Origin of the sequence: Thermus amyloliquefaciens (assembly GCF_000744885.1) — a bacterium.
Taxonomy (GTDB): Bacteria; Deinococcota; Deinococci; order Deinococcales; family Thermaceae; genus Thermus; species Thermus amyloliquefaciens.
The window spans coordinates 376,221-399,556 of the sequence record NZ_JQMV01000003.1; the positions used below are offsets into that span (position 1 = coordinate 376,221).

Annotated in this window: 21 protein-coding genes, 2 tRNA genes and 2 rRNA genes; 9 read left to right on the forward strand and 16 right to left on the reverse strand. The window is 67.3% G+C overall.

The annotated features are described in order from the left end of the window. Positions 1-4 precede the first annotated feature (4 nt). From BS74_RS02380 to BS74_RS02395, 4 genes are all read right to left on the reverse strand, one after another. Positions 5-241, reverse strand: coding sequence for a 4a-hydroxytetrahydrobiopterin dehydratase (locus BS74_RS02380; protein ID WP_038058775.1), 237 nt, complete (start codon positions 239-241; stop codon positions 5-7). 51 nt (positions 242-292) lie between these two features. Next, positions 293-369, reverse strand: a tRNA-Met gene (locus BS74_RS02385). Positions 370-396: 27 nt separating this feature from the next. Next, positions 397-1,755, reverse strand: coding sequence for an FAD-binding oxidoreductase (locus BS74_RS02390; protein ID WP_038055733.1), 1,359 nt, complete (start codon positions 1,753-1,755; stop codon positions 397-399). A gap of 9 nt (positions 1,756-1,764) precedes the next feature. Continuing rightward, a complete protein-coding gene (locus tag BS74_RS02395; protein ID WP_038055736.1) occupies positions 1,765-3,009 on the reverse strand; it encodes an MFS transporter in 1,245 nt (414 codons plus the stop codon). A gap of 58 nt (positions 3,010-3,067) precedes the next feature. Between BS74_RS02395 and BS74_RS02400 the strand changes: the two genes are divergently transcribed. After that, positions 3,068-3,688, forward strand: coding sequence for a helix-turn-helix domain-containing protein (locus tag BS74_RS02400; RefSeq protein WP_038055738.1), 621 nt, complete (start codon positions 3,068-3,070; stop codon positions 3,686-3,688). A 6-nt stretch (positions 3,689-3,694) separates the two neighbouring features. Here the strand turns inward: BS74_RS02400 and BS74_RS02405 are convergent, their stop codons facing one another. Together BS74_RS02405 and BS74_RS02410 are read right to left on the reverse strand one after the other, a co-directional pair. Beyond that, on the reverse strand, positions 3,695-4,654 hold the full coding sequence (locus tag BS74_RS02405) for an aldo/keto reductase family protein (RefSeq protein WP_038055739.1): 960 nt from the start codon (positions 4,652-4,654) through the stop codon (positions 3,695-3,697). 43 nt (positions 4,655-4,697) lie between these two features. Beyond that, positions 4,698-4,907: a CDGSH iron-sulfur domain-containing protein gene (locus tag BS74_RS02410; protein ID WP_038055740.1), complete on the reverse strand. Its 210-nt coding sequence runs from the start codon at positions 4,905-4,907 to the stop codon at positions 4,698-4,700. Positions 4,908-5,013: 106 nt separating this feature from the next. Here BS74_RS02410 and BS74_RS02415 point away from each other — a divergent pair, with 106 nt between their 5' ends. Then, a complete protein-coding gene (locus BS74_RS02415; protein ID WP_038055741.1) occupies positions 5,014-7,320 on the forward strand; it encodes a penicillin acylase family protein in 2,307 nt (768 codons plus the stop codon). A gap of 3 nt (positions 7,321-7,323) precedes the next feature. Here the strand turns inward: BS74_RS02415 and BS74_RS02420 are convergent, their stop codons facing one another. Continuing rightward, a complete protein-coding gene (locus tag BS74_RS02420; protein WP_038055743.1) occupies positions 7,324-9,417 on the reverse strand; it encodes an AAA family ATPase in 2,094 nt (697 codons plus the stop codon). 69 nt (positions 9,418-9,486) lie between these two features. On the opposite strand from BS74_RS02420, the gene glgC reads away from it, so the two are divergent. From glgC to BS74_RS11600, 6 genes are all read left to right on the forward strand, one after another. Beyond that, positions 9,487-10,731, forward strand: coding sequence for a glucose-1-phosphate adenylyltransferase (gene glgC / locus BS74_RS02425; protein WP_038055744.1), 1,245 nt, complete (start codon positions 9,487-9,489; stop codon positions 10,729-10,731). Positions 10,732-10,733: 2 nt separating this feature from the next. After that, entirely contained in the window at positions 10,734-11,420 is a 687-nt protein-coding gene (locus tag BS74_RS02430) for a SagB/ThcOx family dehydrogenase (protein WP_038055745.1), read from the forward strand. 20 nt (positions 11,421-11,440) lie between these two features. Further along, positions 11,441-12,115: a response regulator transcription factor gene (locus BS74_RS02435; RefSeq protein ID WP_038055746.1), complete on the forward strand. Its 675-nt coding sequence runs from the start codon at positions 11,441-11,443 to the stop codon at positions 12,113-12,115. Further along, positions 12,116-12,478, forward strand: a complete 363-nt coding sequence (locus BS74_RS02440) for a gamma-glutamylcyclotransferase family protein (protein ID WP_038055747.1) — start codon at positions 12,116-12,118, stop codon at positions 12,476-12,478. 84 nt (positions 12,479-12,562) lie between these two features. Beyond that, entirely contained in the window at positions 12,563-13,882 is a 1,320-nt protein-coding gene (locus BS74_RS02445) for a glycogen synthase (protein WP_038055748.1), read from the forward strand. Between the two features lie 5 nt (positions 13,883-13,887). Next, positions 13,888-14,523, forward strand: a complete 636-nt coding sequence (locus tag BS74_RS11600; protein ID WP_081914545.1) for a tetratricopeptide repeat protein — start codon at positions 13,888-13,890, stop codon at positions 14,521-14,523. On the opposite strand, the gene dusA is transcribed toward BS74_RS11600, so the two are convergent. The 5 genes from dusA to BS74_RS02470 are packed head-to-tail and all read right to left on the reverse strand — an operon-like array spanning position 14,410 to position 18,233. Further along, positions 14,410-15,444, reverse strand: a complete 1,035-nt coding sequence (gene dusA / locus BS74_RS02450; RefSeq protein ID WP_038055750.1) for a tRNA dihydrouridine(20/20a) synthase DusA — start codon at positions 15,442-15,444, stop codon at positions 14,410-14,412. The genes BS74_RS11600 and dusA overlap by 114 nt on opposite strands. Further along, the gene (gene ispH, locus BS74_RS02455; protein ID WP_038055752.1) at positions 15,437-16,456 is read right to left on the reverse strand and encodes a 4-hydroxy-3-methylbut-2-enyl diphosphate reductase; all 1,020 of its coding nucleotides are present in this window, start codon (positions 16,454-16,456) and stop codon (positions 15,437-15,439) included. Before ispH ends, dusA begins: the two co-directional genes overlap by 8 nt. A 1-nt stretch (position 16,457) precedes the next feature. After that, positions 16,458-17,054: a hypothetical protein gene (locus BS74_RS02460; protein WP_038055755.1), complete on the reverse strand. Its 597-nt coding sequence runs from the start codon at positions 17,052-17,054 to the stop codon at positions 16,458-16,460. Continuing rightward, a complete protein-coding gene (locus tag BS74_RS02465) occupies positions 17,042-17,233 on the reverse strand; it encodes a hypothetical protein (RefSeq protein ID WP_038055757.1) in 192 nt (63 codons plus the stop codon). Before BS74_RS02465 ends, BS74_RS02460 begins: the two co-directional genes overlap by 13 nt. 7 nt (positions 17,234-17,240) lie before the next feature. Then, positions 17,241-18,233 carry a polyprenyl synthetase family protein gene (locus BS74_RS02470; RefSeq protein WP_038058777.1) on the reverse strand — a complete coding sequence of 331 codons (993 nt, stop codon included), beginning with the start codon at positions 18,231-18,233 and terminating at the stop codon, positions 17,241-17,243. A gap of 17 nt (positions 18,234-18,250) precedes the next feature. Between BS74_RS02470 and BS74_RS02475 the strand changes: the two genes are divergently transcribed. Next, the gene (locus BS74_RS02475; protein ID WP_038055758.1) at positions 18,251-19,081 is read left to right on the forward strand and encodes a DMT family transporter; all 831 of its coding nucleotides are present in this window, start codon (positions 18,251-18,253) and stop codon (positions 19,079-19,081) included. Here BS74_RS02475 and moaA read toward each other — a convergent pair. The 4 genes from moaA to BS74_RS02495 form a co-directional block, all read right to left on the reverse strand. Beyond that, on the reverse strand, positions 19,059-20,036 hold the full coding sequence (moaA, locus tag BS74_RS02480; protein WP_038055759.1) for a GTP 3',8-cyclase MoaA: 978 nt from the start codon (positions 20,034-20,036) through the stop codon (positions 19,059-19,061). The genes BS74_RS02475 and moaA overlap by 23 nt on opposite strands. Before the next feature lie 92 nt (positions 20,037-20,128). Further along, positions 20,129-20,204 (reverse strand) — tRNA-Gly (locus BS74_RS02485). Positions 20,205-20,215: 11 nt separating this feature from the next. Then, positions 20,216-20,332 (reverse strand): 5S ribosomal RNA (rrf, locus tag BS74_RS02490). Positions 20,333-20,415: 83 nt separating this feature from the next. Next, positions 20,416-23,291, reverse strand: a 23S ribosomal RNA gene (locus BS74_RS02495). Positions 23,292-23,336: the final 45 nt, after the last annotated feature.

The following is a 23,336-nucleotide window of genomic DNA, read 5'->3' on the forward strand; positions in this document are numbered from 1 at the left end:
CAGGCTACAGGAGAAGGTCGGTGAGGCGGGCCATCTCCCGGTCCCTTTCGGTGATGCCCCCTTGGCTATGGGTCCACCACTCCACCGTCACCCGGCCCCACTCCACCGTGAGGCGGGGGTGGTGGTTTTCCCTTTCGGCCAGCTCCCCCACGCGTTGGGCGAAGGCCAGGGCCTCCCGGAAGTTCGGGAAGCGGAAGGCCTTGTAAAGGCGTTCTGGGTCTTGCCGCACCTCCCAGTCCATGCCTAAAGGGTAAAGGAAAAGCCCAAACCCTTTGGGGTTTGGGCTCCCTTTTGGTTGCGGGGGCGGGATTTGAACCCGCGACCTTCGGGTTATGAGCCCGACGAGCTACCAGGCTGCTCCACCCCGCGTCGCCATCCTTAACTATAGCGGAGGGCCTAGGGCGTGTCAAGCACCTTCCCCGGGTTCAGGAGGCCCTCGGGGTCCAGGAGCGCCTTCAGTTTTCGCATCCAATCCAGGGCAGGGCCGTGCTCCCGGGGCAGGTACTTCTTCTTCCTCAGGCCCACCCCGTGCTCGGCGGTGCAGGTGCCCCCAAGCTCCAGGGCGCGGCGCACCAGGGCCTCGGCGTAGGCTTCGGCCTTGGGGTAGTCCTCCGGCAAAACGGGGACCAGGGTGTGGAAGTTCCCGTCCCCCACGTGGCCCAGGATGTTGCCGGTGAGGCCCATTTCCCAAAGAAGCCCTTGGGCATAGCGCACCATCTCGGGCAGGCGGGAAAGGGGCACGGCCACGTCGGTGATCATGAAGCGGTGGCCGGGGAAGAGGTGGACCAGGGCCCAGTAGGCCTGGTGCCGGGCCTCCCACTGCCTTTTGCGCTCCTCCTCCGTCTTGGCGGCCTCCACCGCCAAGGCCCCCGCCTCCTCCATGAGGGTAAGGGCCAGGGCGCTTTCCGCCTCCAGGGCCTCCCTCGTGGAGGAGTGGAACTCCAGGAAGAGGGCGGGGCGCTCGGGAAACCCCGCCCCAAGGTGGCGGTTCAGGGCCTTTAGGGCCAGCTCGTCCAAAAGCTCCAGCCGGGCCACGGGAAGCCCGCTGGCCATCACCCTATAGCTCGCCGCCGCCGCCTCCTCCACCCCGGGGAAGAAGACCCTTAGGGTGTGCACGTGCTCGGGCAAGGGGTGCAGGCGCAGGGTGAGGCGGGTGATGACCCCTAAGGTCCCTTCCGAGCCGATGAAGAGGTCCTTGAGGTCGTAGCCGGCGCTGGTCTTGCGCACGGGCCGCCCGAGCTCCAGCACCTCCCCGTTCGCCAGGACCACCTGCAGGGCCAGGACGTTTGGCCGCATCCCCCCGTAGCGCACCGTGGTGGTGCCGCTGGCGTTGGTGGCGGCCATGCCGCCTAAGGTGGCGTCGGCCCCGGGGTCCACGGGGAAGAAGAGGCCCGTCCCCTTCAGGGCCTCGTTCAGAGCCTTGCGGGTGAGGCCGGGCTCCACCACGCAGAGGAAGTCCTCCGGGCGGACCTCGAGGAGGCGGTTCATGCGGGCGAAGTCCAGGCTGATGGCCTCCCCCAAGGGGAGGAGGTGGCCCTCCAGGCTGGTGCCCGCCCCGAAGGGGATGACCGCCACGCGGTGCTCCCGCGCCCAGAGGAGGGCTTTTTGCACGTCCTCCACCCCCTCCGGGTAGACCACCGCCAACACCTCCCCCTCCTCGGGGTAGCCCTCGTCCCGCCCGTGGCGGCGGCGCTCGGAGGGGGAGGTGTCCACCTTCCCGGGGAGGAGGCGCCTAAGGGCTTCCAGCTTCGCCATGAGGAAAGTTTAGTCCGGCTTGGCGTCTGGGAGAAGGCGTTCCGCTTCCCGGACCGGGGGGAGGAGGTAGCCCAAAAGCCCCAGGGCCACCCCCAGGCCGCCAAAGAGGAGGAGCATGAGGGCGATCCCCTCCCCCTGGCCGTAACGGGGGCCGAAGACCCGGTCCGCCAGGGGGCCAGAGAGGAGCATGGCCAGGGGGTTGGCGAACCAGGCGATCATGCGCCTGGCGGCGAAGACCTTGCCCTGGACCTCGAGGGGCACCTTGGACTGCCAGATGGCCTGGTTGGAGCCGTTCAGCAGCGGTATGAAGAGGCTCTCCAGGAAGGCCAAGGCCGCCCAGGCCTGGGGGCCCTCCACCACGCCCATGAGGGCCAGGGCCAGGCTGGAAAGGGCCATGCCCAGGAAGACCCCGTGCACCCGCTTCCGGGGGCCGCCCCAGAGGGAGAGGAGAAGCCCCCCCGCCACCCCTCCGAGCCCCGAGGCCGAGCGCACCAGGGCCAAAGCGGTCTCGGAGAGGGCGGTCTTGGCCAGGACCATGGCCGGAAGGACGGTGGCCGCCAGGGTGGTGAGGAAGTTCACCCCAAAGAACATGAGCTGCAGGCCCAGGAGGGGGGGCCTTTGCAGGATGAAGCGGAAGCCGAAGAGGGCCTCCTCCAGGAGGGAGGTCTTTTTCCCAGCCTGAGCTCGAGGGCTGGGAATGGGCACCATGAGGAGGGTGAGGACCGCGGCACCCGCCCCCAGGAGGTCCAGGGCGAAGATGCCCCAAAGGCCCAGGGGCTTCAGGAGGGCTGCGGCCAGCACAGGGGCCCCCACCCCCGCCAGGGACTCCGCCAGGCTCATCATGCCGCTGGCCCGGGCGTAGTCCTTTTTTTCCAGCATGGCGGAAAGGGCGGCGGAGAGGGCGGGCCAGTGGAGGCTGGAAAGGGCCCCGGTGAAGGCGGAAACCACATAGAGGTGCCCCACCTCCAGCCGCCCCAGGAGGAGCATGAGGAGGAGGAAGCCCGTGGCCAGCCCCCCGCCCAGGTCCGCGGCCAGCATGGCCCACCGCCGGGGGTAGCGGTCCACCAGGGCCCCCGCCAGGGGGGAGAGGAGGATGAGGGGGAGGAAGTGGAAGAAGCCCAAGAGGGAAAGGGTGGTGGCCAGGCCCGTCTTCTGGTAGGCGTAGAGGGTGAGGGCGAACCAGGTCATCTCCCGGCCCACCAGGGCCAGGGCCTGGCCCACCCAGAGCAGGCGGAAGGCGGCGAAGCCCTGCATGCCGCCCACTTTCCCCCTCCCTCTACTCCAGGCGCAAGCGGACCTTTAGAGTAGAGGCATGGCCTTCCGGGTGGAAAACCCCTTGGCGGCCCGCCTCCTGGCGGACCCGGAGATGGCCGTGGCCCTGAAGCCCTTCATGAAGGGCCCGGCCAGCGTGAAGGACCTGGCCCTGGCCCAGGGCCTTTCCCTGCAGCAGGCCCATTACCGGGTGGGCCTCTTGGTGCGGGCGGGGCTTTTGCTGCCTGTCGGGACCCGGCAAAGGCGGGGGCGGCCCATACGGCTCTACCGGGCGGTGGACACCGACTTCCGCATCCCCCGGGAGCTGGTGCCGGAGAGGGTCCTGCGGGCCCTGGAGGGGGCCAGGAGCTGGCAGGAGGAGTGGGCGAGGGCCCTCGAGGCCCACGACCCCGGCCACGGGGCTGTCCTCCGGGTCTTCCTGAACGAGGAGGGCCTTTTGGAGTTCGGGGGCGAGGCGGAATCCGACCTCCTGGCCGAGGGCTTTCCCCCCTTGGTGAACCTCTGGAGCGCCGGGCTTTACCTGAGCCGGGAGGAGGCCAAGGCCTTCCAGCGGGAGCTTCTTGCCCTGTACCACCGCTATGCGGCCTTGTCCCCGGCGCGGCAGGCGGAGGGCCAGGCCCGGTACCTGGTCCACCTGGGCCTGGCCCCGGCACCGAAATAGGCTTCTTTACGCCTCGCCCTTCAGGATGGCCTCAATCCGCTCCAGGGCCTCCTGGGGCAGGTCCACCCCCGCGGCCCCCAGGCTCTCCCGGATCTGCTCGGGCCGGGTGGCCCCGGTGATGGCGCTGGAGATGCCGGGGAGGCGCAAAACCCAGGCCAGGGCCAGCTGGGTGCGGGTGAGGCCCAGTTCCTCCGCCACCTCCTTAAGCCGCAGCACCTTCCTGCGGTTCTCCTCGGTGAGGAAGCGCTCGGCGAACTGGGGGTAACGGGCGAAGCGGCTTTCCGGGGGGATGCCCTCGTCGTAGCGGCCGGTGAGCATGCCCATGGCCAGGGGGCTCCAGACCACCAGGCCCATGCCGAAGCGCTCCGCCTCGGGAAGGACCTCCCCCTCCACCCGCTCCCGGTAGAGCATGGAGTACTGGGGCTGCTCCACCACGGGCGGGTGGAGGCCGTTGGCCTTGGCGAAGGCTACCGCTTCAGCGATCCTGGCCGCGGGCCACTCCGAGGTGCCCCAGTAGAGGGCGTAGCCCTTTTCCACGAGGGTGTGCATGGCGTAGACGATCTCCTCCATGGGCACCTCGGGGTCGTAGCGGTGGGCGAAGAAGAGGTCCACGTAGTCGGTCCTGAGGCGCTTTAGGCTTTTCGTGAGGCTTTCCAGGAGGTGCTTGCGGCTTAAGCCCCGGTCGTTGGGGTCCTCGGACATGGGCCAGTAGGCCTTGGTGGAGAGGACCAGGGTGTGCCGGGGAAACTCCCTTAGCACCTCCCCCATCACCTCCTCCGCCAGGCCCTTGGCGTAGACGTCGGCGTTGTCAAAGAAGTTCACCCCGCCCTCATAGGCGATCTTCACGATCTCCCGGACGGTTTCCTTGTCCTTGACCACGTCGCCGAAGGTGACCCAGGCCCCCAAGGAGATCTCGGAGACCTTGAGGCCCCACTTGCCCAGCTTCCGGTAGCGCATGGTGCCCATAGCTACCGGAGTTTACCCCCTTGGCCCAAGGTTGACCAGCGGGTCAGTCCCCTTCCACCTCCAACACCCCACCAGGGGCCTGGAAGCCGATGCGCTTATGGGTGCCGTCGCAGAAGGGTTTGTTCGCCGAGGCGCCGCAGCGGCAAAGGGAGAGCCGGGGCTTCTCCAAGACCTCTTCCCGCTCCCCCACCCGCACCCGGAAGCGTCCGCCCTCCAACCGGATGGGACCGTTTTCCACGAACTCCAGCCGCATGGCTCCATCCTAAGGGAAGGGGAGCCCGGAAGACCCGCAGGAACACCCCACCAGGGTCTTCCCTTGGCTCAGGGGGCCCAGGCCCCATGGTATACTCCGTCCAACCATGAAACGCTTCTTGCGGTTTCTGGCTTGGGCCCTGGGCTTGGCCCTTCTGGCGGTCCTCTTGCTGGCCCTGGGAGTCTACGCCACCCTGCGGGCCTCTTTGCCCCAGGCGGAGGGGCGCATCGCCCTGAAGGGCCTTTCGGCCCCGGTGGAGGTGGTGCGGGACGGGCGGGGGGTGGTGCGGGTGCGGGCCCAGACCCTCGAGGACCTCCTCTTCGCCCAGGGCTTTGTCCACGCCCAGGAAAGGCTTTGGCAGATGGAGTTCCAGCGCCGGGTGGGGCAGGGCAGGCTTTCCGAGGTCCTGGGGGAGGCCACGCTTCCTCAAGACCGCTTCCTGCGCACCTGGGGGTTTTACCAGGCGGCAAAGAGCGCCTACGAGCGGCTTTACCCGGAGGAAAAGCGGGCGGTGGACGCCTATGTGGCCGGGGTGAACGCCTTTTTGGAAAGCGGGGCCCCCTTGCCCCCGGAGTTCCGCCTCCTCGGCTTCCGCCCCGAGCCCTGGTCGGGGCCGGACGTGCTGGTGTGGGCCAAGATGATGAGCTTTGACCTTTCGGGCAACTGGGAGGAGGAGCTCCTCCGCCACCGCCTCCTCGCCCGGGGGATAAGCCCCGAGAGGCTCCTCCAGCTCATGCCCCCCTACCCCGAGGACGCCCCCACCATCCTGCAAGGGGAGGACCTGAGGCTTCCCCTAAAGCGGGAGGAGGCCCCGGCCGCCCTGCTGAGGATGGCCCCGCCCCGCCGCCTGGAGGCCAGCAACAACTGGGTGGTGGCGGGAAGCCGCACGGTCACGGGGAAGCCCTTCCTGGCGGACGACCCCCACCTGGGCCTCCAGGCGCCTTCCCTTTGGTTCTTGATGGTCCTCGAGGCCCCCGGCTACCGGGCCATGGGGGCCAGCCTCCCCGGGGTGCCGGGCATCGTCATCGGCCGGAACGAGCGCATCGCCTGGGGGGTGACCAACGTGGGGGCGGACGTGCAGGACCTGTACCTCCTGGAGGACGTGGAGGGTAGGGGCTACCGGTACAAGGGCCGGGTGGTGCCCTACCGGGTGCGGGAGGAGAGGATCCGGGTCAAGGGGGGTAGGGAGGAGGTCCTGCGGGTGCGGGAAACCCTCTATGGCCCCGTGATCACCGACGCCCTCCAAGACCCCCCCAAGACCCCCATGGCCCTCCGCTGGGTGAGCCTGGACCCGGAGGACCACATCCTCATGGCCTTCCTGGGGGTGAACCGGGCGGGGAGCTGGGAGGAGTTCGTGGCCGCCCTCCGCCACTACTCCGCCCCCAGCCAGAACTTCGTCTACGCCGACGTGGAGGGCAACATCGGCTACATCGCCCCCGGGAAGTTCCCCATCCGCAAGGAGGGGCACACGGGCACCGTGCCCGTGCCCGGGAACGGGGAGTGGGACTGGCAGGGCTACCGCAGGCCCGAGGCGTGGCCCATGGTCCTGAACCCCAAGGAGGGCTTTGTGGTCACCGCCAACCACAAGGCCACCCCCGAGGGCTTCCCCTACGCCCTCACCTACGACTGGGCCGAGCCCTACCGGGCAGAGCGCATCCGCGAGCTCCTCTTGGCCAAGGAAAAGCTTTCCCTGGAGGACATGCGGGCCATCCAGCAGGATCAGAAAACCCTCCTCTTCCGGGACTTCCGCCCCGCCTTGGAGCTCCTGAACCCCCTCTCCGAGCGGGGCCGGGTTTGGCGCCAAAGGCTTCTTGCCTGGGACGGCACCATGGCCGCCGGCTCGGAGGAGGCCCTGGTCTTCGCCCTCTGGTACACCGAGCTCACCCGGTTGCCGGAGAGGGAGGTGGGGGAGGCCTTCTGGGACGAGCCCCGCTACCTGCTAAGGGCCCTTAAGGAGGGGGATAAAAACTGCGACCAGCCGGACACCGGGTACCCGGAGACCTGCCTGGACTTCGCCGCCTTGGCCCTGGAACGGGCCCTGGACCGGAAGGAGGCCCTAGGGGGGCGCTCCTGGGGCGAGGTGCACCGGGCGGTCTTCCCCCACGCCGTCCTCACCCACACCCCCTTGAGGCGGCTCACGGACCGGAGGGTGCCCTTCGGCGGGGACCGGTACACGGTGAACGTGGGCCCCTTCGTCCCCGAAACCCTCCAGATGACCCATGGGCCCAGCTACCGGCAGATCGTGGACCTTTCCGATCCGGAGGCTTCCCTCTTCGTCCACCCCATGGGCCAGGCGGGGCACTTCCTCTCCCCCCACTACGCCGACCTCCTGCCCCTTTGGGCCAGGGGGGCGTACCTGCCCATGCGCTTTGCGGAAGGGGGTAAAACCCTTCTTCTGGAGCCTGGGCGCTAGGGGTTAACCCTTGTTTTCTTCGCCGTTTTCCAGGCTTTGGAAGTGGGCCAGCACTTCCCTCACCCGCTCGTGCACCCAGTAGGCCTTGCGGCCGAAGAGGAGTTCTATGGCCTCGTCCACCTCCTCCACCGCATGGAGGTGGAAGAGGCCCCCTTCCACCGCTTCCACCACCTCTTCCCGCAGGGTGAGGTGGGGAAGGTTGGCCTTGGGGAGCACCACCCCTTGGGTGCCGGTGAGGCCCAAGGTTTGGCAGACCCGGAAAAACCCCTCCACCTTCTCCGCCACCCGGCCCACGGCCAGGACCCGGCCCGTCTGGTCTATGGCCCCCGTGACCGCCAAGTCCTGCCTCAGGGGCAGGCCCGAGATGGCGGAGAGCACCGCCAAAAGCTCCGCCAGCCCCGCCGAGTCCCCCTCTATGCCCCCGTAGCTTTGTTCAAAGACCAGGCTCACCGTGGCGGAAAGGGCTCCCAGGCTGGCGTAGGTTCCCCGCAGGTAGCCCGCCAGGGTGAGGACCGCCTTGTGGAAGACCTGACCCCCCAGGCCCACCTCCCGGTCGATGGAGAGGATGCCCTCCCGTCCGGGGCCCGCCTGGGCGGTGATGCGCACGGGCCGCCCCCGGGGCAGGGGGCCTTCCACCACCACCAGGCCGTTGACCTCCCCCACCCGCATCCCCTGGACCTCCAGGGCCACCACCCCCTCCTCGAGGTCCTTCAGGTAAAGCTCCTCCTCCAGGCCAAACCGCTCCTCCCTTGCCAGGAGGGCCTTTTCCACCGCCTCCCGGTCCAGGGGGTGCTTCAAGGCCGAGGCCTCCTTGGCCAGGTCCAGCAGGCGGTAGAGCCTGGCGTCCAGCCTTTCCCTGTGCCCCGTCCAGCGCCGGGCCTCGTCCGCTAGGGCCGCCAGGCCCTCCGGGGTTAGCGCCACCCCCTCGGCCTGCAAAAACCCCCCCAGGTAGGCCACGTTTTCCCTGGTGTAGGGGATTTCCGGGCTAAACTCCACGCGGAAGGGAAAAAGCTCCAGGAATTCCTCGTCCTCCTCCAAAAAGGCGATCACCTCCGGGGGGCCCACCAGGAAGACCTGGGCCTTGAGGGGGGCGGGCTTGAGCCTCGGGCCCTTGACCTCGGGCCGGGGGGCGAGGGGCTCCACTTCCCCCGTGGCCAGGGCCCGCTTCAGGAGGGGGTAGCTCCCCAGCTCCCACACCCGGTGGGCCTCGAGGACCAGCACCCCCCCCGTGGCCCGGTGCAGGGCCCCGGGGCGCAGGAGGCCCAGATGGGTGGATAGGAGGCCCTCCTGCATCTCGTACTCCAGGTGCCCGAAAAGCCTTTCCGGGCTGGGGTTGGGCTCATAGACCACCCGTTCCCCCCCCTCCACCAGGAGGCGGGGGAGAAGCTTCTCCAGCTTCAGGGTTTCCTCCAGGGCCGCGGCCCGCAGCAGGGTTTCCGTGATCCAGTCCAGATACCGGCCCGCCTGGGGGAAGCGCCCCTTGAGCTCCAAGGCCTTGGGCAGGAGGAAGCGCTCGGCGAAGCCCCGCCTCAAGGCGGCCACCTCCGCCTCCGCCCGTTGCCGCACGTCCACGTAGGCCAAGACGGTTTCCGCCAGCTTGGCGGAAAGCTCGGGGGGCATGGGGCCCTTACCGGAAAGCCTCAGGCCCTCTTCGCCCTCCAAAAGGGCAAAGCCATACCCCTCCGCCTCCTGAGCCAGGGCCCTCAGGAGGGCTTCCGCCTCCTTCTCGTAGCGGGCCTCCACCAGGCTTTTGGCGTAGAGGAACCCCTTTTCCCGGAAGAGGGCAGGGGTGAACTCGGCCAAGAGGGCCTCCACCCCCTCCACCAGCGCCCGGCCCTGCCCCTCGGGGAGAAGGAGGGGAAAGGCCTCTTCCCCCAGGGGAAGGTAGACCACCTCCTCCTTGGGGAAGGGGCGGTCCTGCAGGTAGGCGAGGAGGCGCTTCCGTTTGCCGAGGCCGCTTGGCCCCACCAGGTAGCCGTGGCCCCCCTGGCGGAAGGCGGCCTCGAGGGCCTTAAGGGCCCGCTCCTGGCCGAAGAAGGGAGGGGCAGGTTTGGGCTCGGTAGGTGGGGTGAACCAGGCGAGAGCGCTGACCCGCATCGGGCTCACTATACCCGGACCCATGCCCCGGGGGGCCTGGGGTAAACTAGCGGTCAAAGGAGGGATTTCATGGTAAAGGTGGAGGTTCTGGGCATGATCCTGGCAGGGGGGCAGGGGAGCCGCCTTTACCCCCTCACCGCCAAGCGGGCCAAGCCGGCGGTGCCCTTTGGGGCCAAGTACCGCATCATTGACTTCGTGCTCAACAACTTTGTGAACTCGGGCATCTACTCCATTTATGTCCTCACCCAGTTCAAGGCCCAGTCCCTCACCGAGCACATCCAGCGCTACTGGCGCTTCGGGGCCTTCTTGGAGGACCACTTCATCCTCCTGGTGCCCGCCCAGATGTACCGCTACGAGGAGCTCGGCCCCGTTTGGTACCGGGGCACCGCCGACGCCATCTACCAGAACCTCCACCTGGTGCAGAACCACGCCCCCACCGCGGTGGCCGTCTTCGGGGGCGACCACATCTTCAAGATGAACATCCGCCACATGGTGGAGTACCACTACGAGAAGCGGGCGGACATCACCATCGCCGCCTACCCCGTGCCGGTGGCGGAGGCCAGCCGCTTTGGGGTTTTGCAGGTGGACCAGGAGTGGCGCATCACCGAGTTCCAGGAAAAGCCCCAAAGCCCCAAGCCCCTTCCCAATAAGCCCCACCTGGCCCTGGCCTCCATGGGCAACTACATCTTCCGCACCGAGGCCCTCTTTGAACTCCTGGAGGCCGATGCCAAGGAGAGCACTTCCAGCCACGACTTCGGCAAGGACGTGATCCCCAGGGCCCTCAAGGAGGGGTATAGGGTCTTTGCCTACGACTTCCACCGCAACCCCATCCCCGGCCAGGAGGGTCCCAACCTCTACTGGCGGGACGTGGGCACCCTGGACGCCTACTTTGAGGCCAGCATGGACCTGGTGAAGGTGGTCCCCGAGTTTGACCTCTTCAACCCCGAGTGGCCCCTCAGGACCGCCAACCTCTTCAGCCCGCCCGCCAAGTTCGTGCACGAAACGGGGGAGAGGGTGGGCCGGGCCTTGAACAGCCTCCTGGCCGGTGGGGTCATCGTGAGCGGGGGGACGGTGCGGGAGTCGGTCCTCTTCCGGCGGGTCAGGGTGAACTCCTACAGCCTGGTGGAGCGTTCCGTCCTCTTTGACGACGTGGAGGTGGGCCGCTACTGCAAGATCCGGAACGCCATCGTGGACAAGAACGTGAAGATCCCGCCCCATACGGAGATCGGCTACGACCTGGAAGCCGACCGCGCCCGGGGTTTCACCGTGACCCCGGAAGGGGTGGTGGTGGTGCCCAAGGGCTATCGCTTCTAGCCATGGAGAAGCATCCGGGCAAGCTCTTCTACCGCCTTTCCCGCTTGAGCCAGGGGGAGGAGCTTCCCCTGAAGCGGAAGCCCAAGTCCAAGGTGTACGCCAATCCCCTGGAGACCCAGGCCCTGCCCCCCTTTCGGGAGGAGGGAGGGCCGCCTTTGTTCCGGGTTCTTTCCCAGCTCAGGCCCCTCTTGCCCGAGGTGGGCTCGGCCCTGACCCTGAAGGACCTTTCCCAGGTCCTCTACCCCCTGGCGGAGCGCTCCGGGAGGCGGGGTTTCCCCTCGGCGGGGGAGGCCTACCCCTTGGAGGCCTACCTGGTGGTGCGCCGGGTGGAGGGGGTGTTTCCCGGGGTCTACCATTACTTCCCCAAGGAGCACCAGCTTTTCCAGATCGCCGCCAAGGTGGAGGAGGCCTCCTGGTCGGAGGCGCTTTTGGGGCTCGGCCTGGAGCAGGCGGCAGCCCTTCTGGTCCTCACCCTGGTTCCGGAGAGGAGCGAGGCCCTCTTCGGCCTTAGGGGGTACCGGTACGCCCTTCTCGAGGCGGGCTACGCCGCAGGCCTGGTTCTCCTGGCCGCCATCGGCCAGGGTCTGGCCGCCTACCCGGCGGAAACCTTTTATGATGAGATGGTGGCTCACCTCCTGCGGTTGCCCGAGGGGGAATACCCTGGGGTGGTGGTCATTCTGGGACGTTAGGCGTATTTGGGGAAAAGTTTATGGTGCGGATTCTCTTGGTGGAGGACGATCCCCAGGTGGGGGAGCTGGTTAAGCGGTTTTTGGAGAAGGAGGGGCTTGGGGTGGCCTGGGCCCGCACGGGCCGGGAGGCCTTGCAACTGGTCTGGGATGCCGGCAAGCCGGACCTGGTGGTCCTGGACCGGGGGCTTCCCGATATGGAGGGCCTCGAGGTCCTCAAGGCCCTGCGGGACCTGGACCCTTTGCTCCCCGTTTTGCTCCTCACCGGCAAGGCGGACGAGGATAGCCGGGTGGAGGGGCTTTTGGAGGGGGCGGACGACTACCTGGGCAAGCCCTTTTCCCTCAAGGAGCTCTTGGCCCGCATCAAGGCCCTCCTGCGCCGGAGCGGGAAGGAGGGGAGGCGGCGGTTTGGTCCCTTGGAGCTGGACCTGGAGGGGCGCAAGGCCTACCTGGAGGGGGAGCCCTTAAGGCTTTCCGCCACGGAGATGAACCTCCTCCTGGCCCTGGCCCAGACCCCGGGCCGGGTCTTCAGCCGGGAGGAGCTTTTGGAGCGGGTCTGGGGCCCGGAGTTTGAGGGCTCGGAGCGGGTGGTGGACGCCTACGTGCGCCTCCTGCGCAAAAAGCTAAAGGACGATCCCCGGGCCCCCCGGTTCATCGAAACCGTGGTGGGGATGGGGTACCGCTTCGTGGGGGAGTAGGTGGAGGCGGTCTTCGTCTACGGCACCCTGAGGCGCGGGCAGAGGAACCACCCCTTGGTGGAGGGGTGGGTGGTGAAGGTGCTGCCCGGGCACGTGGAGGGCTTCCGCCTTTTTCACCTGGCCGAGGGACGGGACCGGCCTTACCCCTATCCCGGCATGGTGCCCGGGGAGGGGAGGGTGTACGGGGAGGTCCTCGTTTTGCCGGAGGAGGTCCTTCCCCTCCTGGACCAGCTGGAGGAGGAGTACCGGCGGGTCCGGGTCGTGGTGGGGACGGAGGAGGGCCCCCTTTCCGCCTGGGCTTACGTCTACCTGGGGAACCTCGAGGGGGCGGTTTGGCTTCCCCAAGGGGTGTGGCCGGCCTAGGCTTCCCTTGGGCCACTCCCTGGGAGCCTGGAGAGGTGGGCTTGGCCTGGCCCACCGACGCCCGGCGCTGTCTATAGTATGACCATGAAGGTCCTCATGGTGGCCCCCGAGGCCTACCCCCTGGTGAAGGTGGGGGGGCTTGCCGATGTGGTGGGGGCCCTGCCCAAGGCCCTAAGGCCCTTGGGGGTGGAGGCCTGGGTGCTTCTGCCTTGGCACCGGGGCCTCGAGGCCCAGGGGGTGGGGGAGGTGGCCTACCGCTTCGCGGGCCAGGAGGCCCGGGCCTCCCTGGGGGAGCGGCTGGAGGGGGGGGTGCGCTTCCTCCTCCTAGGGGTGGAGGGGTTTGACCGGGAGCGGGTCTACGGCTACCCCGATGACCCCGAGCGCTACCTGCGCTTCGCCCTGGCGGCCGGCCAGGTGGCCCGGGGGTTTGACCTGGCCCACGCCCATGACTGGACGGCCGCCCTCCTCGCCCTGACCGCTCCCGTGCCCGTCGTCTACACCATCCACAACCTGGCCCACCAGGGCCTTGTGGACCCCGCCCCCTTCTTCCACTGGACGGGGCTTCCCTGGAGCCTGTTCCATATGGAGGCCCTGGAGTTCCACGGCCAGGTGAACCTGATGAAGGGGGGCATCGTCTTCGCCCGGGCCGTGACCACGGTGAGCCCCTCCTACGCGGAGGAGATCAAGACCCCCGAGTTCGGCATGGGCCTGGATGGGGTCCTGCGCCGGCACGCGGATAAGCTCTTCGGGATCCTGAACGGCCTGGACACGGAGGTCTTTGACCCGGCCAAGGACCCCCACCTCCCCGCCCCCTACTCCCGGGAGGACCCCTCCGGCAAGGCCCGGGCCAAGGAGGCCCTGGGGGAGCGCACCGGGCTTCCCACCCCCCTCCTCGCCTACGTGGGGCGCCTGGACCCCCAGAAGGGGCTGGACCTGATCCTGCAGGCCCTTCCCCATCTCCTGGAGCTGGGTTTCAGCCTCCTGGTCCAGGGGGTGGGGGAGGAGGGGTTGGCCCAGGCCTTGCGGGCGGCGGAGGCGGCCCATCCCGGGCGGGTGCGCCTCGTGGAGGCCTACGACGAGGCCCTGGCCCGCCTGGTCTATGCGGGGGCGGATGCCCTTTTGGTACCGAGCCGCTTTGAGCCCTGCGGCCTGGTGCAGATGATCGCCCAGCGCTACGGCACCCCGCCCGTGGCCCGGGCGGTGGGGGGGCTTAGGGACACCGTGGAGGATGGCCGTACGGGGGTGCTCTTCCAGACCTACCACCCCGAGGGCCTCCTCTACGGGATCCTGCGCCTCTTCCGCCTGGGGCCCGAGGCCCTGGGCCTAAGGGGCATGGAAAAGGATTTCTCCTGGGGCAAAAGCGCCGAGGCCTACCGCCGGGTGTACCGGTTGGCCTTAGGCTAAGGGGGATGGTGAAGGACCTCGAGGCCAAGGCCCTGGCGGGGGATCCCGAGGCCCAGGCCTTGCTTCACTTCGTGCGGCTCCTTCGGCACAAGGACTACCCTGGGGCCAGGGCCTATGCGGAAGAGTTTCCTGAGGAGGCCAAGGAAAGGCTTTTGGCGGGGCTTCGCCTGTTGGAGGAAGCTCCCGAGGGTTTGCAGGACCCCCTTTTCGCCGCGGAGCGGGAGGTGCTCCTGGGGGTGAGGGCCGTGGGGGAGGGGAGGCGGGAGGAGGCGGAGGCCCACTTTCAAAGGGCCTTGGCCCTGGACCCTCACCACCACCGAGCCCTCGCCAACCTGGGCAACCTCTACCAGGAACGGGGGGAGCCGGAGGCGGCCTTGGACCTTTACCAAAGGGCCCTGAAGCTGGCCCCGGACGACCCCCTGATCCACGAGAACCTGGCCGCCCTTTACAAGCGGAAGGGCGACCTGGACAAGATGGTGGCCCACATGAAGCGGGCCACCCGGCTCAAGCTGCGCCCGCCCGCTTCCCTAGACCCCCTCACGGGAAAGCCCCAACCCCGCCCGCTCCACCGCCGCGTTCCCCTTTGGGTCTGGGTTTTCCTCCTCGCCCTCGTGGCCTATTTTCTCCTGAAGAAGCCCTAGGGCTTGCTCCAGGGCCTCCAGGGAACGCCCTTCCGAAAGGAGGCGCCGCCAAAGCCGCCCCCCGGGCTGGTTCCGGAAGAGGTTCAGCATGTGCCTCAGCACGGCCCAGGGGGGTGTGCCCCCTTCGGCCTCCTGGGCCAGGTAGGCCCGCATGCGCCGGGCCACCTCGAGGCGGCTTGGCCTTCCCCCCATCCCAAACACCCGGGAATCGGCCTCCGCCAGCACGAAGGGATCCTCGTACACCGCCCGGCCCATCATCACCCCGTCCACCCTCTCCAGGTGGGGGAGGGCCTCCTCCAGGCTCCGCACCCCCCCGTTCAGGACGAAGGTGAGCTGGGGAAAATCCCCCTTGAGCCGGTGGACCCATTCGTGGCGCAAGGGGGGCACCTCCCGGTTTTTCCGGGTGGAGAGGTTGAGGAGGGCGCTCCGGGCGTGCACGATGAAGACCCGCACCCCGGTTTCCGCGTACGCCTCCACCCAACGGGCGAGGAGGGGGTAGCTTTCCCCTTCCACCCCGAGCCGGAGCTTCACCGTGACGGGGACTTCCACCGCCTCCACCATGGCCCTAAGGATCTCCCGCACCCTTTGGGGGTCCAGGAGGAGACAGGCGCCAAACCCCCCTTCCTGGGCCTTCTCCGAGGGGCAACCCAGGTTCAGGTTCACCTCGTCGTAGCCGAAGGCCTGGCCGATCCGCGCCGCCTCCGCCAGGCTCCTAGGGTCCGAGCCCGCCAGCTGCAGGGCGATGGGGTGCTCCTCGGGGTGGAAGGCCAGCAGCCTTTCGGCGTTTCCCCGGAGCACCGCCTGGTCCACCACCATCTCGGTGTAGAGGCGCACCCCCCGGCTGATCTGGCGGACCAGAAAGCGGAAGTGCCGGTCCGTCCGGTCCACCATGGGGGCCACGGAGAGGCGGAAGTCAGCCACCCCGCAGGACCTCCTCCGGGGAGAGGGGTTTGGGCTCGCGGAAGGCGATCTCCTCCCACTCCCCCTCCTCCACCACCTCCAGCCCGGGGTTTTTGGCCTTTAGAAGGGCCACCAGCTCCTGCACCAGGTCCTCAGGGGTGCTGGCGGCGGAGGTGATGCCCACGCTCCTCGCCCCCAAAAGCCACTCCTCCCGGAGGTCCTTGGCCGTCTCCAAGCGGTAGGCCCTCCCGGTGAGGCTTTGGGCCAGCTCCAAAAGGCGCATGCCGTTGGAGGAATGGGGGCTGGTGAGCACCAGGAAGAGGTCCACCTTGGGGGCGATGCGCTTCACCGCCTCCTGGCGGTTCTGGGTGGCGTAGCAGAGGTCTTTCCTTTTGGGCACCACCAGCTTGGGGAAGCGCCTTTTGAGGATCTCAATGGTGGCCAGGGTGTCGTCCACGCTCAGGGTGGTCTGGGTGAGCACCACCACCCTTTCCGGGTCCGGCACCTCCACGGTATTGGGGTCCGCCAGACGAGGGTCCTTGCCCACGTGGGTGTGCACCGCCACCAGGATGGTCCTCTCCGGGGCCTCCCCGTAGGTGCCCTTCACCTCCTGGTGGTCGGCGGAATCCCCCACCAGGAGGATCCAGTACCCCTCCTGGGCGTAGCGCCTGGCCTCGGTGTGCACCTTGGTGACCAAGGGGCAGGTGGCGTCTAGGATGTGGAACCCCTTCCTTGCCGCCTCCTCGCGCACCGCGGGGGGGTGGCCGTGGGCGGAAAAGACCAGGGTGCCGGCCAGGGGCCTTTCCTGGCGGAGCTTTTCCAGCTCGGAAAGGTCCTCCACGAAGTGCACCCCCTGGGCCCTAAGGCGCTCCACCACGGTGCGGTTGTGGACGATCTCGTGGTAGACCACGAGCTCTCCCTTTTCCTGGAGGGCCTCGGCCCAGCGCTCCACCGTCTGGATGGCCATCACCACCCCAGCGCAGAAACCCCGGGGCCGGGCCAGGTACACCCGCTCAAGCTCCATGCCCCCCATTCTAGGCCTCCCTCTCCGCTTCCTTTGTGGCTTGGGATAGGGCCTTTTGGGCCATTTCCCGGGCGAAGGCGGTCCTGGCCCTTTCCAGGGCTTTCCGGGCGGTTTCCCGCCCCTTGCCCCTTGGGCGGAAGCCTTCTTGGGCCAGGGCTAGGAGGGCCAAGGCGGTGGCGGGGAAGGGGAGGCCTTCCTTTTCCAAAAGCCCTAAGCCCTCCCCGTAGCGGTGGAGGGCCTCCCGGTAGGCACCCCTTAGGAGGGCTTGGCTTCCCTCCTGGAAGGTGCGGGCCACCTGCAGGAGGCCCTCCCCTGCTACCGGGGCTTCCCCGGCTTCCGCGGAAAGGTGGGCCGCCTCGAGGAGCCGCTCCAGGGCCAGGCTCCGCTCCTCCTCGGGCAGAAGGGGGGAGTATTCCTGCCGGAAGAGGGGGGCGAACCAGGAGAGGCGGAGGGGTTTTCCCAGACGGAAGGTTTCCCCTTGGGCTTCCACCTCCTGGCCCAAGGCCTTGAGCAGGGGCACCAGCCTGGGGAAGCGGGCCCGCACCTCCTCCCGCTTGGCCTCACCCCTCAGGGCCAGGAAGAAGAGAAAGGCCCCTAGTCCTTCCACGCCTCCACTTCCTTGTAGTGCACGAGGGCGGCGAAGAGGGGAGAGGGCCCCTCGGCCACGGAGAACTTCACCTCCACCAAGACCACGTCCTCGGGAAGCTCTTCCACGAAGCGGTTAAGCCTTTCTTGAAAGATGTCGGGATCGTTGGCGGTGATCACCTTGAACCGAACCCCCTGCATGGCCCCATTATGCCCTGCGTTCCACCAAGGCGGTGAGGAGGTCCCGAAGCCGGGAGGCCGCACTCTGGCCGGGCAGGCGGTCCAGATGGGGGGCTAGGGCCTCCATCCCCTCCTGGGCCAGCCTCCTGGCCTCCTCCTTGGCCCAGGCCACGGCTCCGGAGGCCAGGAGGTTTTGCCAAAGCCAGCGCACCTCGGCCTCGGGCTTGGCCTCGCGGGGGAGGCGTAAAAGGGCCTCGGCCCGGGCGCGCGCCTCCTTTGGGGCTTCCTGGAGGTAGCGGATCAGGATCAGGGTGCGCTTGCCCTCGTAGAGGTCCCCGGCCAGCTCCTTGCCGTAGGCCTCGTCCCCCTCCAGGTTGAGCACGTCGTCCACGATCTGGAAGGCGATCCCCAGCTTTAGCCCCGCTTCCTCGTAGGCGGCGGGGGGCGTTTTCCCGGAAAGCAGGGCCCCAAGCCGCAAGGGGGCCACGGCGGTGTAATAGGCGGCCTTGTGGGCCACCATGAGGAAGTAGTCCTCCGGGGCCAGGTCCAGGCGGCCGGAAAGGGTCCAAGAGAGGTCCAAATGCTGCCCGTAGGCGGTGCGGCGCACCACCTTGTGGAACTCGGCCAGCACCCCAGGGGTAAGAAGGCCCGCCTCGAGGCCCTTCGCCAGCAGCCCCCACATCTCCCCGTGCAGGGCGTCCCCGGCGTTCAGGGCCAGGGATGGGGGGTAGAGGCGGTGTAGGGCGGGCTTTCCTCGGCGTTCCTCAGAACCATCCTCTATGTCGTCGTGGATCAGCACCCAGTTTTGGAAAAGTTCCAATGCGGTGCCTGCCCAGAGGCTGGCTTCCAGGGGAGCCCCATGGGCCAGCCCCGCGTAGACCACCAAAAGCCCCCGGAGCATTTTCCCGCCTCGGGAGGGATACTCCTGGAGGAGCGCCTGGTAAACGGGATCGGGGTGGGCCAGGTGGCCCAGAAGCCTTGCATAAAGGGCATCCTTCACTTCCTGGGGGGTGGGCACCATGCTATACACTTTAGGCCATGCACGGCTACGCCCTGGGCCTCCTTGCCCTCAACCTCCTCACCCTTCTTTGGGGCACCACCTTCGTGGTGGTCAAGGGGGCGGTGGGGGAGATGGCCCCAAGCCTTCTGGTCCTTCTCCGCTTCCTTCTGGCGAGCCTCTTCTTCTTGCCCTGGGCCCTCCGCCTGCCCAAGGGGGTTTGGGGCCCGGGGTTGGAGCTGGCCTTCTGGCTCCTCCTGGGCTACGCCTCCCAGGCGGTGGGCCTCATGTACACCTCGGCGAGCCGAAGCGCCTTCATCACCGCCTTAAACGTGGTGTTGGTGCCCCTTCTCCTGGGCCTGGCGGGCAGGCGGCTCGGCCCAGTGTGGCTGGCCGCCCTTTTGGCCTTCTTGGGGGTGGGCCTTCTCTCCTACGATCCTCGCCAGCCCCCCCTCAACGTGGGGGACCTCTGGACCCTGCTCACCGCCTTTACCTACGCCCTTTACATCGTGCGCCTCGAGGTGCACGCCAAAACCTTCCCCTCCCTGCCCCTCACCGCGGTGCAGGTCTTCGGCACGGCCTTCTTGGCCCTACCCTGGGCCCTTTGGGAAGGGGTGGAGTGGGAAGGAATACCCTGGGGGGCGGTCCTCTACCTGGGGGTGGTGGCCACGGCCCTCACCACCTGGCTCCAGACCTGGGGACAGAAGTACGTGCCTGCTCCCCAGGCGGCCATCCTCTACACCCTGGAACCCGTCTGGGCCACCCTCTTCGCCTTCCTTGTCCTGGGGGAAAGGCTCGGGGTAACGGGCCTCCTGGGGGCCGTCTTGGTGATCCTGGCCACCCTACAGGCTATCCGCCGATCCCCAGCATGACCCGCTTCCTGAGGGTGGGGAGGGTGTTGCCGAAGGCGGGCTTGCGGTTGGTGGCGATGAGGATGGCATCCACCAGGGCCTCCACGGGCTCCTCCGCGGCAAAGGCCCAGGCGATGTCCATCTCCAAATCGGTGAGGAGGCAGGGCCTGAGCTTTTTGTCCGAGGTGAGGCGAAGCCGGGAGCAGTTGGAGCAAAAGGGCTCGGTGACGGGGTTGATGAAGCCCACGGTGCCCTGGGCCCCGGGGATCTTGAAGACCCGCGCCGGGGAGGAGGGGTCGTGGGGAACGGGTTCCAAGGGGCCATAGACCGCCTCGATCCGGGCCCGGATCTCCTTCCCGGGGACAAAGCGGTGGCGGTACTCCTCGGGGTCGGAGTTGTCCAGGTGCATGTACTCGATGTAGCGCATGTGCAAGGGGCGGTCCAGGGAGAGGCCCGCCAGGGGCACCACCTCCTCCTCGTTCATCCCCCGGATCACCACGGCGTTGAGCTTTACGGGGTGGAGCCCAAGCTCCAAGGCGGTCTCTATCGCCTCCAGCACCCGCTCCACCTTCCCGCCCCGGGTGATGCGGGTGAAGACCTCGGGGGTGATGGCGTCCAGGGAGATGTTCACCCGGTTCAGGCCCGCCTGGACCAGCTCCTTGGCCCTTTTGGCGAAGAGGAGGCCGTTGGTGGTGATGGCCACGTCCTCAATCCCCTCCTTGCTCCGGGCCCGTTCGATCATCTGGGGAAGCTCCTTGCGCACCAGGGGCTCCCCGCCCGTGAAGCGCACGGCGGAAAGGCCCAGAAGGGAGGCGGCCTCCAGGAAATGGTCCACCTCCTCCACCGTGAGGGTTCCCGGGGGTTCGGCCATCTCGAGGCCCAGGGGGTGGCAGTAAAGGCAGTGCAGGTTGCACCGGGGGGTGATGGAGATGCGAAGGTCTTTGATGATGCGCCCGTGGTTGTCCAGTAGCTTCATGCCTTTTCCCCCTTTGGGCCACCATACTACGCCTTGGCCTCGAGGGCAAGGGACCAAAAAACAAACCCCCAAGCCTAAGCTTGGGGGCTACTTGGAGCGGGAGACGGGACTTGAACCCGCGACCCCGACCTTGGCAAGGTCGTGCTCTACCGACTGAGCTACTCCCGCATGGAAAAAATCCCCCGCACCGACCTACTCTCCCAGGACCCTGCGGTCCCAGTACCATCGGCGCTGGCGCGTTTCACTTCCGTGTTCGGAATGGGAACGGGTGGTTCCACGCCGCTATGGGCACGGGGGATTCTCGTGTTTTGCCTTTCAAAATTCCACGCCACCCTTGGGGGGCGGGGGAACCTTGGCTGGGGTGGACATCAGGGCAAAGGGGGTCAAGACCTCGGACGATTGGGACCGGTCGGCTCAACGCCTCGCGGCGCTTACACCCCCGGCCCATCCACCGGGTCGTCTTCCCGGGTCCTTACCGGCTTGCGCCGTGGGAGGCCTCATCTTGGGGCGGGTTTCCCGCTTAGATGCTTTCAGCGGTTATCCCTCCCGCACATGGCTACCCAGCGTATGCCCCTGGAGGGACAGCTGGGAAACCAGAGGTGCGTCCCTTCCGGTCCTCTCGTACTAGGAAGAGCCCCCCTCAAGCCTCCTGCGCCCGTGGCGGATAGAGACCGAACTGTCTCACGACGTTCTGAACCCAGCTCGCGTGCCGCTTTAATGGGCGAACAGCCCAACCCTTGGGACCTTCTTCAGCCCCAGGATGCGACGAGCCGACATCGAGGTGCCAAACCTCCCCGCCGCTGTGGACGCTCGGGGGAGATCAGCCTGTTATCCCCGGGGTAACTTTTATCCGTTGATCGATGGCCCTTCCACACGGGACCACCGGTTCACTAGGCCCGGCTTTCGCCCCTGCTCGGCTTGCAGGCCTCACAGTCAGGCTCCCTTCTACCCTTGCGCTCTCCGGCGGATTTCCGTCCCGCCTGAGGGAACCTTTGGGCGCCTCCGTTACCTTTTAGGAGGCGACCGCCCCAGTCAAACTGCCCGCCAAGCGCTGTCCCCAATCCCTTGGGTTAGGCCCCCAGCCGCATCAGGGTGGTATTTCACCGGCGCCTCCACCGCCCCCGAAAGGGCGGCTTCACAGGCTCCCACCTATCCTACGCAGACGCGACCAAGAGCCAACACCAGGCTGCAGTAAAGCTCCACGGGGTCTTTTCGTCCTGCCACGGGTAGGCCGCATCTTCACGGCCAGTTCAATTTCACCGGGTCCCTCGCCGAGACAGCGCTCCGGTCGTTACGCTTTTCGTGCAGGTCGGAACTTACCCGACAAGGAATTTCGCTACCTTAGGACCGTTATAGTTACGGCCGCCGTTCACCGGGGCTTCGGTTCAGGGCTTGCACCCCTCCCCTTGACCTTCCGGCACCGGGCAAGCGTCGCTCCCTATACCTCCCCTTACGGGTTCGCAGAGAGCTGTGTTTTTGGTAAACAGTCGCCAGAGCCTGTTCACTGCGGCTCCCCTTGCGGGGAGCACCCCTTCTCCCGAAGTTACGGGGCTAACTTGCAGAGTTCCTTGGCGAGGGTTATCCCGCGCGCCTGAGTGCTCTCGCACCCGCCCACCTGTGTCGGTTTGCGGTACGGGTTCCTGCGGGTTGTGCTTAGAGGCTTTTCTTGGCTCCCTGGCTTCAGGAGGTTGTCACCCTCACGGGCTTCCCCACCACGCAGAGCTCGCGGGAGGTGGATTTGCCTGCCCCCCACCCTGCGCTTCTGGCCGGGCTCAGCCATGGCTCCGGTCTCCCTAGCCTAGAGCGTCCCCCCATCGCACCCGCAGGAAGGGCCGGAATATTAACCGGCTGTCCTTCGGCTACGCCTCTCGGCCTCACCTTAGGTCCCGCCTAACCCTACGCTGACGACCATTGCGTAGGAACCCTTGGGCTTACGGCGACAGGGATTCTCACCCTGTTTATCGTTACTCATGCCGGCATTCGCACTTCCCTTACCTCCAGCCGCCCTCGCGGACGACCTTCATCGGCATCGGGAACGCTCCCCTACCGCCTGGGGGATAACCCCCCAGACCCGCAGCTTCGGCGCTGGGCTTAAGCCCCGATCATTTTCGGCGCAGCGTCACTCGACCAGTGAGCTATTACGCACTCTTTAAAGGATGGCTGCTTCTAAGCCAACCTCCTGGCTGTCTCAGCGACGCCACATCCTTTCCCACTTAGCCCAGACTTCGGGACCTTAGCTGGCGGTCTCGGTTGTTCCCGCGCTTGGACACGGACGTTATCGCTCGCGCCCTCACTCCCAGGCTCCACCTGGGACCCTTCGGAGTTTGACAGGGTTTGGTAGGCTGGTGGGCCCCCTAGCCCTATCAGTGCTCTACAGGCCCCAGTCAGCACCTGAGGCTGACCCTAAAGTCATTTCGGGGAGAACCAGCTATCTCCGGGTTCGGTTAGCTTTTCACTCCTAACCCCAGCTCATCCGAGGGGTTTGCATCCCCCACCGGTTCGGGCCTCCACTGGGTTTCACCCCAGCTTCACCCTGGCCAGGGCTAGCTCACCCGGTTTCGGGTCCACGGCCGCGGACTCGCGCCCTGTTCGGACTCGGTTTCCCTACGCCTCCGCCTCCACGGCTTAAGCTCGCCCACGACCGTGAGTCGCCGGCTCATGCTTCAATAGGCACGCCGCAACCCCCAAAGGGGCCGCGACTGCTTGTAAGCCCACGGTTTCAGGCTCTATTTCACTCCCCTCCCGGGGTTCTTTTCACCTTTCCCTCACGGTACTGGTCCACTATCGGTCACCCGGAGTACTTAGCCTTAGGCGGTGGTCCGCCCAGATTCCCCCATGGCTCCACGAACCACAGGGTACTCGGGTACCCTCACCTATCCCCTCCCCTTTCGCCTACAGGGCTTTCACCTTCTCTGGCGCTGCTTCCCAACAGCTTCGGCTAGGATCAGGGATTCGGTATCCGAGGGCCCCACAACCCCGCCCGGACAAGCCGGACGGTTTAGGCTCTTCCCCTTTCGCTCGCCGCTACTCAGGGAGTCGCTTTCGCTTTCCTCTCCTCTGGGTACTGAGATGTTTCAGTTCCCCAGGTTCCCCCCGCTAAAAGCGGTGACCCGTGTTCCCACGGGCCGGGTTCCCCCATTCGGACATCCAGGGATCAACGCCCGCTACCGGCTCCCCCTGGCTTATCGCAGGTAGCCACGTCCTTCATCGGCTCGGGTGCCAAGGCATCCACCGTGGGCCCTTAGCATCTTGACCCCACAAGACCGCTCGCGCGGCCTTAACTCACCTATTCCTCCACCC

Bases quoted from the DNA above. Each gene is read 5' to 3' on its own strand.
- BS74_RS02395 (WP_038055736.1), bottom strand. From the start codon at position 3,009: ATGCAGGGCTTCGCCGCCTTCCGCCTGCTCTGGGTGGGCCAGGCCCTG.
- BS74_RS02420 (WP_038055743.1), bottom strand. From the start codon at position 9,417: ATGCGGGTCAGCGCTCTCGCCTGGTTCACCCCACCTACCGAGCCCAAA.
- BS74_RS02380 (WP_038058775.1), bottom strand. From the start codon at position 241: ATGGACTGGGAGGTGCGGCAAGACCCAGAACGCCTTTACAAGGCCTTC.
- BS74_RS11600 (WP_081914545.1), top strand. From the start codon at position 13,888: ATGGTGAAGGACCTCGAGGCCAAGGCCCTGGCGGGGGATCCCGAGGCC.
- BS74_RS02435 (WP_038055746.1), top strand. From the start codon at position 11,441: ATGGTGCGGATTCTCTTGGTGGAGGACGATCCCCAGGTGGGGGAGCTG.
- glgC (WP_038055744.1), top strand. From the start codon at position 9,487: ATGGTAAAGGTGGAGGTTCTGGGCATGATCCTGGCAGGGGGGCAGGGG.
- BS74_RS02390 (WP_038055733.1), bottom strand. From the start codon at position 1,755: ATGGCGAAGCTGGAAGCCCTTAGGCGCCTCCTCCCCGGGAAGGTGGAC.
- ispH (WP_038055752.1), bottom strand. From the start codon at position 16,456: ATGGGGGGCATGGAGCTTGAGCGGGTGTACCTGGCCCGGCCCCGGGGT.
- BS74_RS02475 (WP_038055758.1), top strand. From the start codon at position 18,251: ATGCACGGCTACGCCCTGGGCCTCCTTGCCCTCAACCTCCTCACCCTT.
- BS74_RS02465 (WP_038055757.1), bottom strand. From the start codon at position 17,233: ATGCAGGGGGTTCGGTTCAAGGTGATCACCGCCAACGATCCCGACATC.
- BS74_RS02410 (WP_038055740.1), bottom strand. From the start codon at position 4,907: ATGCGGCTGGAGTTCGTGGAAAACGGTCCCATCCGGTTGGAGGGCGGA.
- BS74_RS02400 (WP_038055738.1), top strand. From the start codon at position 3,068: ATGGCCTTCCGGGTGGAAAACCCCTTGGCGGCCCGCCTCCTGGCGGAC.
- BS74_RS02415 (WP_038055741.1), top strand. From the start codon at position 5,014: ATGAAACGCTTCTTGCGGTTTCTGGCTTGGGCCCTGGGCTTGGCCCTT.
- BS74_RS02405 (WP_038055739.1), bottom strand. From the start codon at position 4,654: ATGGGCACCATGCGCTACCGGAAGCTGGGCAAGTGGGGCCTCAAGGTC.
- BS74_RS02470 (WP_038058777.1), bottom strand. From the start codon at position 18,233: ATGGTGCCCACCCCCCAGGAAGTGAAGGATGCCCTTTATGCAAGGCTT.
- moaA (WP_038055759.1), bottom strand. From the start codon at position 20,036: ATGAAGCTACTGGACAACCACGGGCGCATCATCAAAGACCTTCGCATC.
- BS74_RS02445 (WP_038055748.1), top strand. From the start codon at position 12,563: ATGAAGGTCCTCATGGTGGCCCCCGAGGCCTACCCCCTGGTGAAGGTG.
- BS74_RS02430 (WP_038055745.1), top strand. From the start codon at position 10,734: ATGGAGAAGCATCCGGGCAAGCTCTTCTACCGCCTTTCCCGCTTGAGC.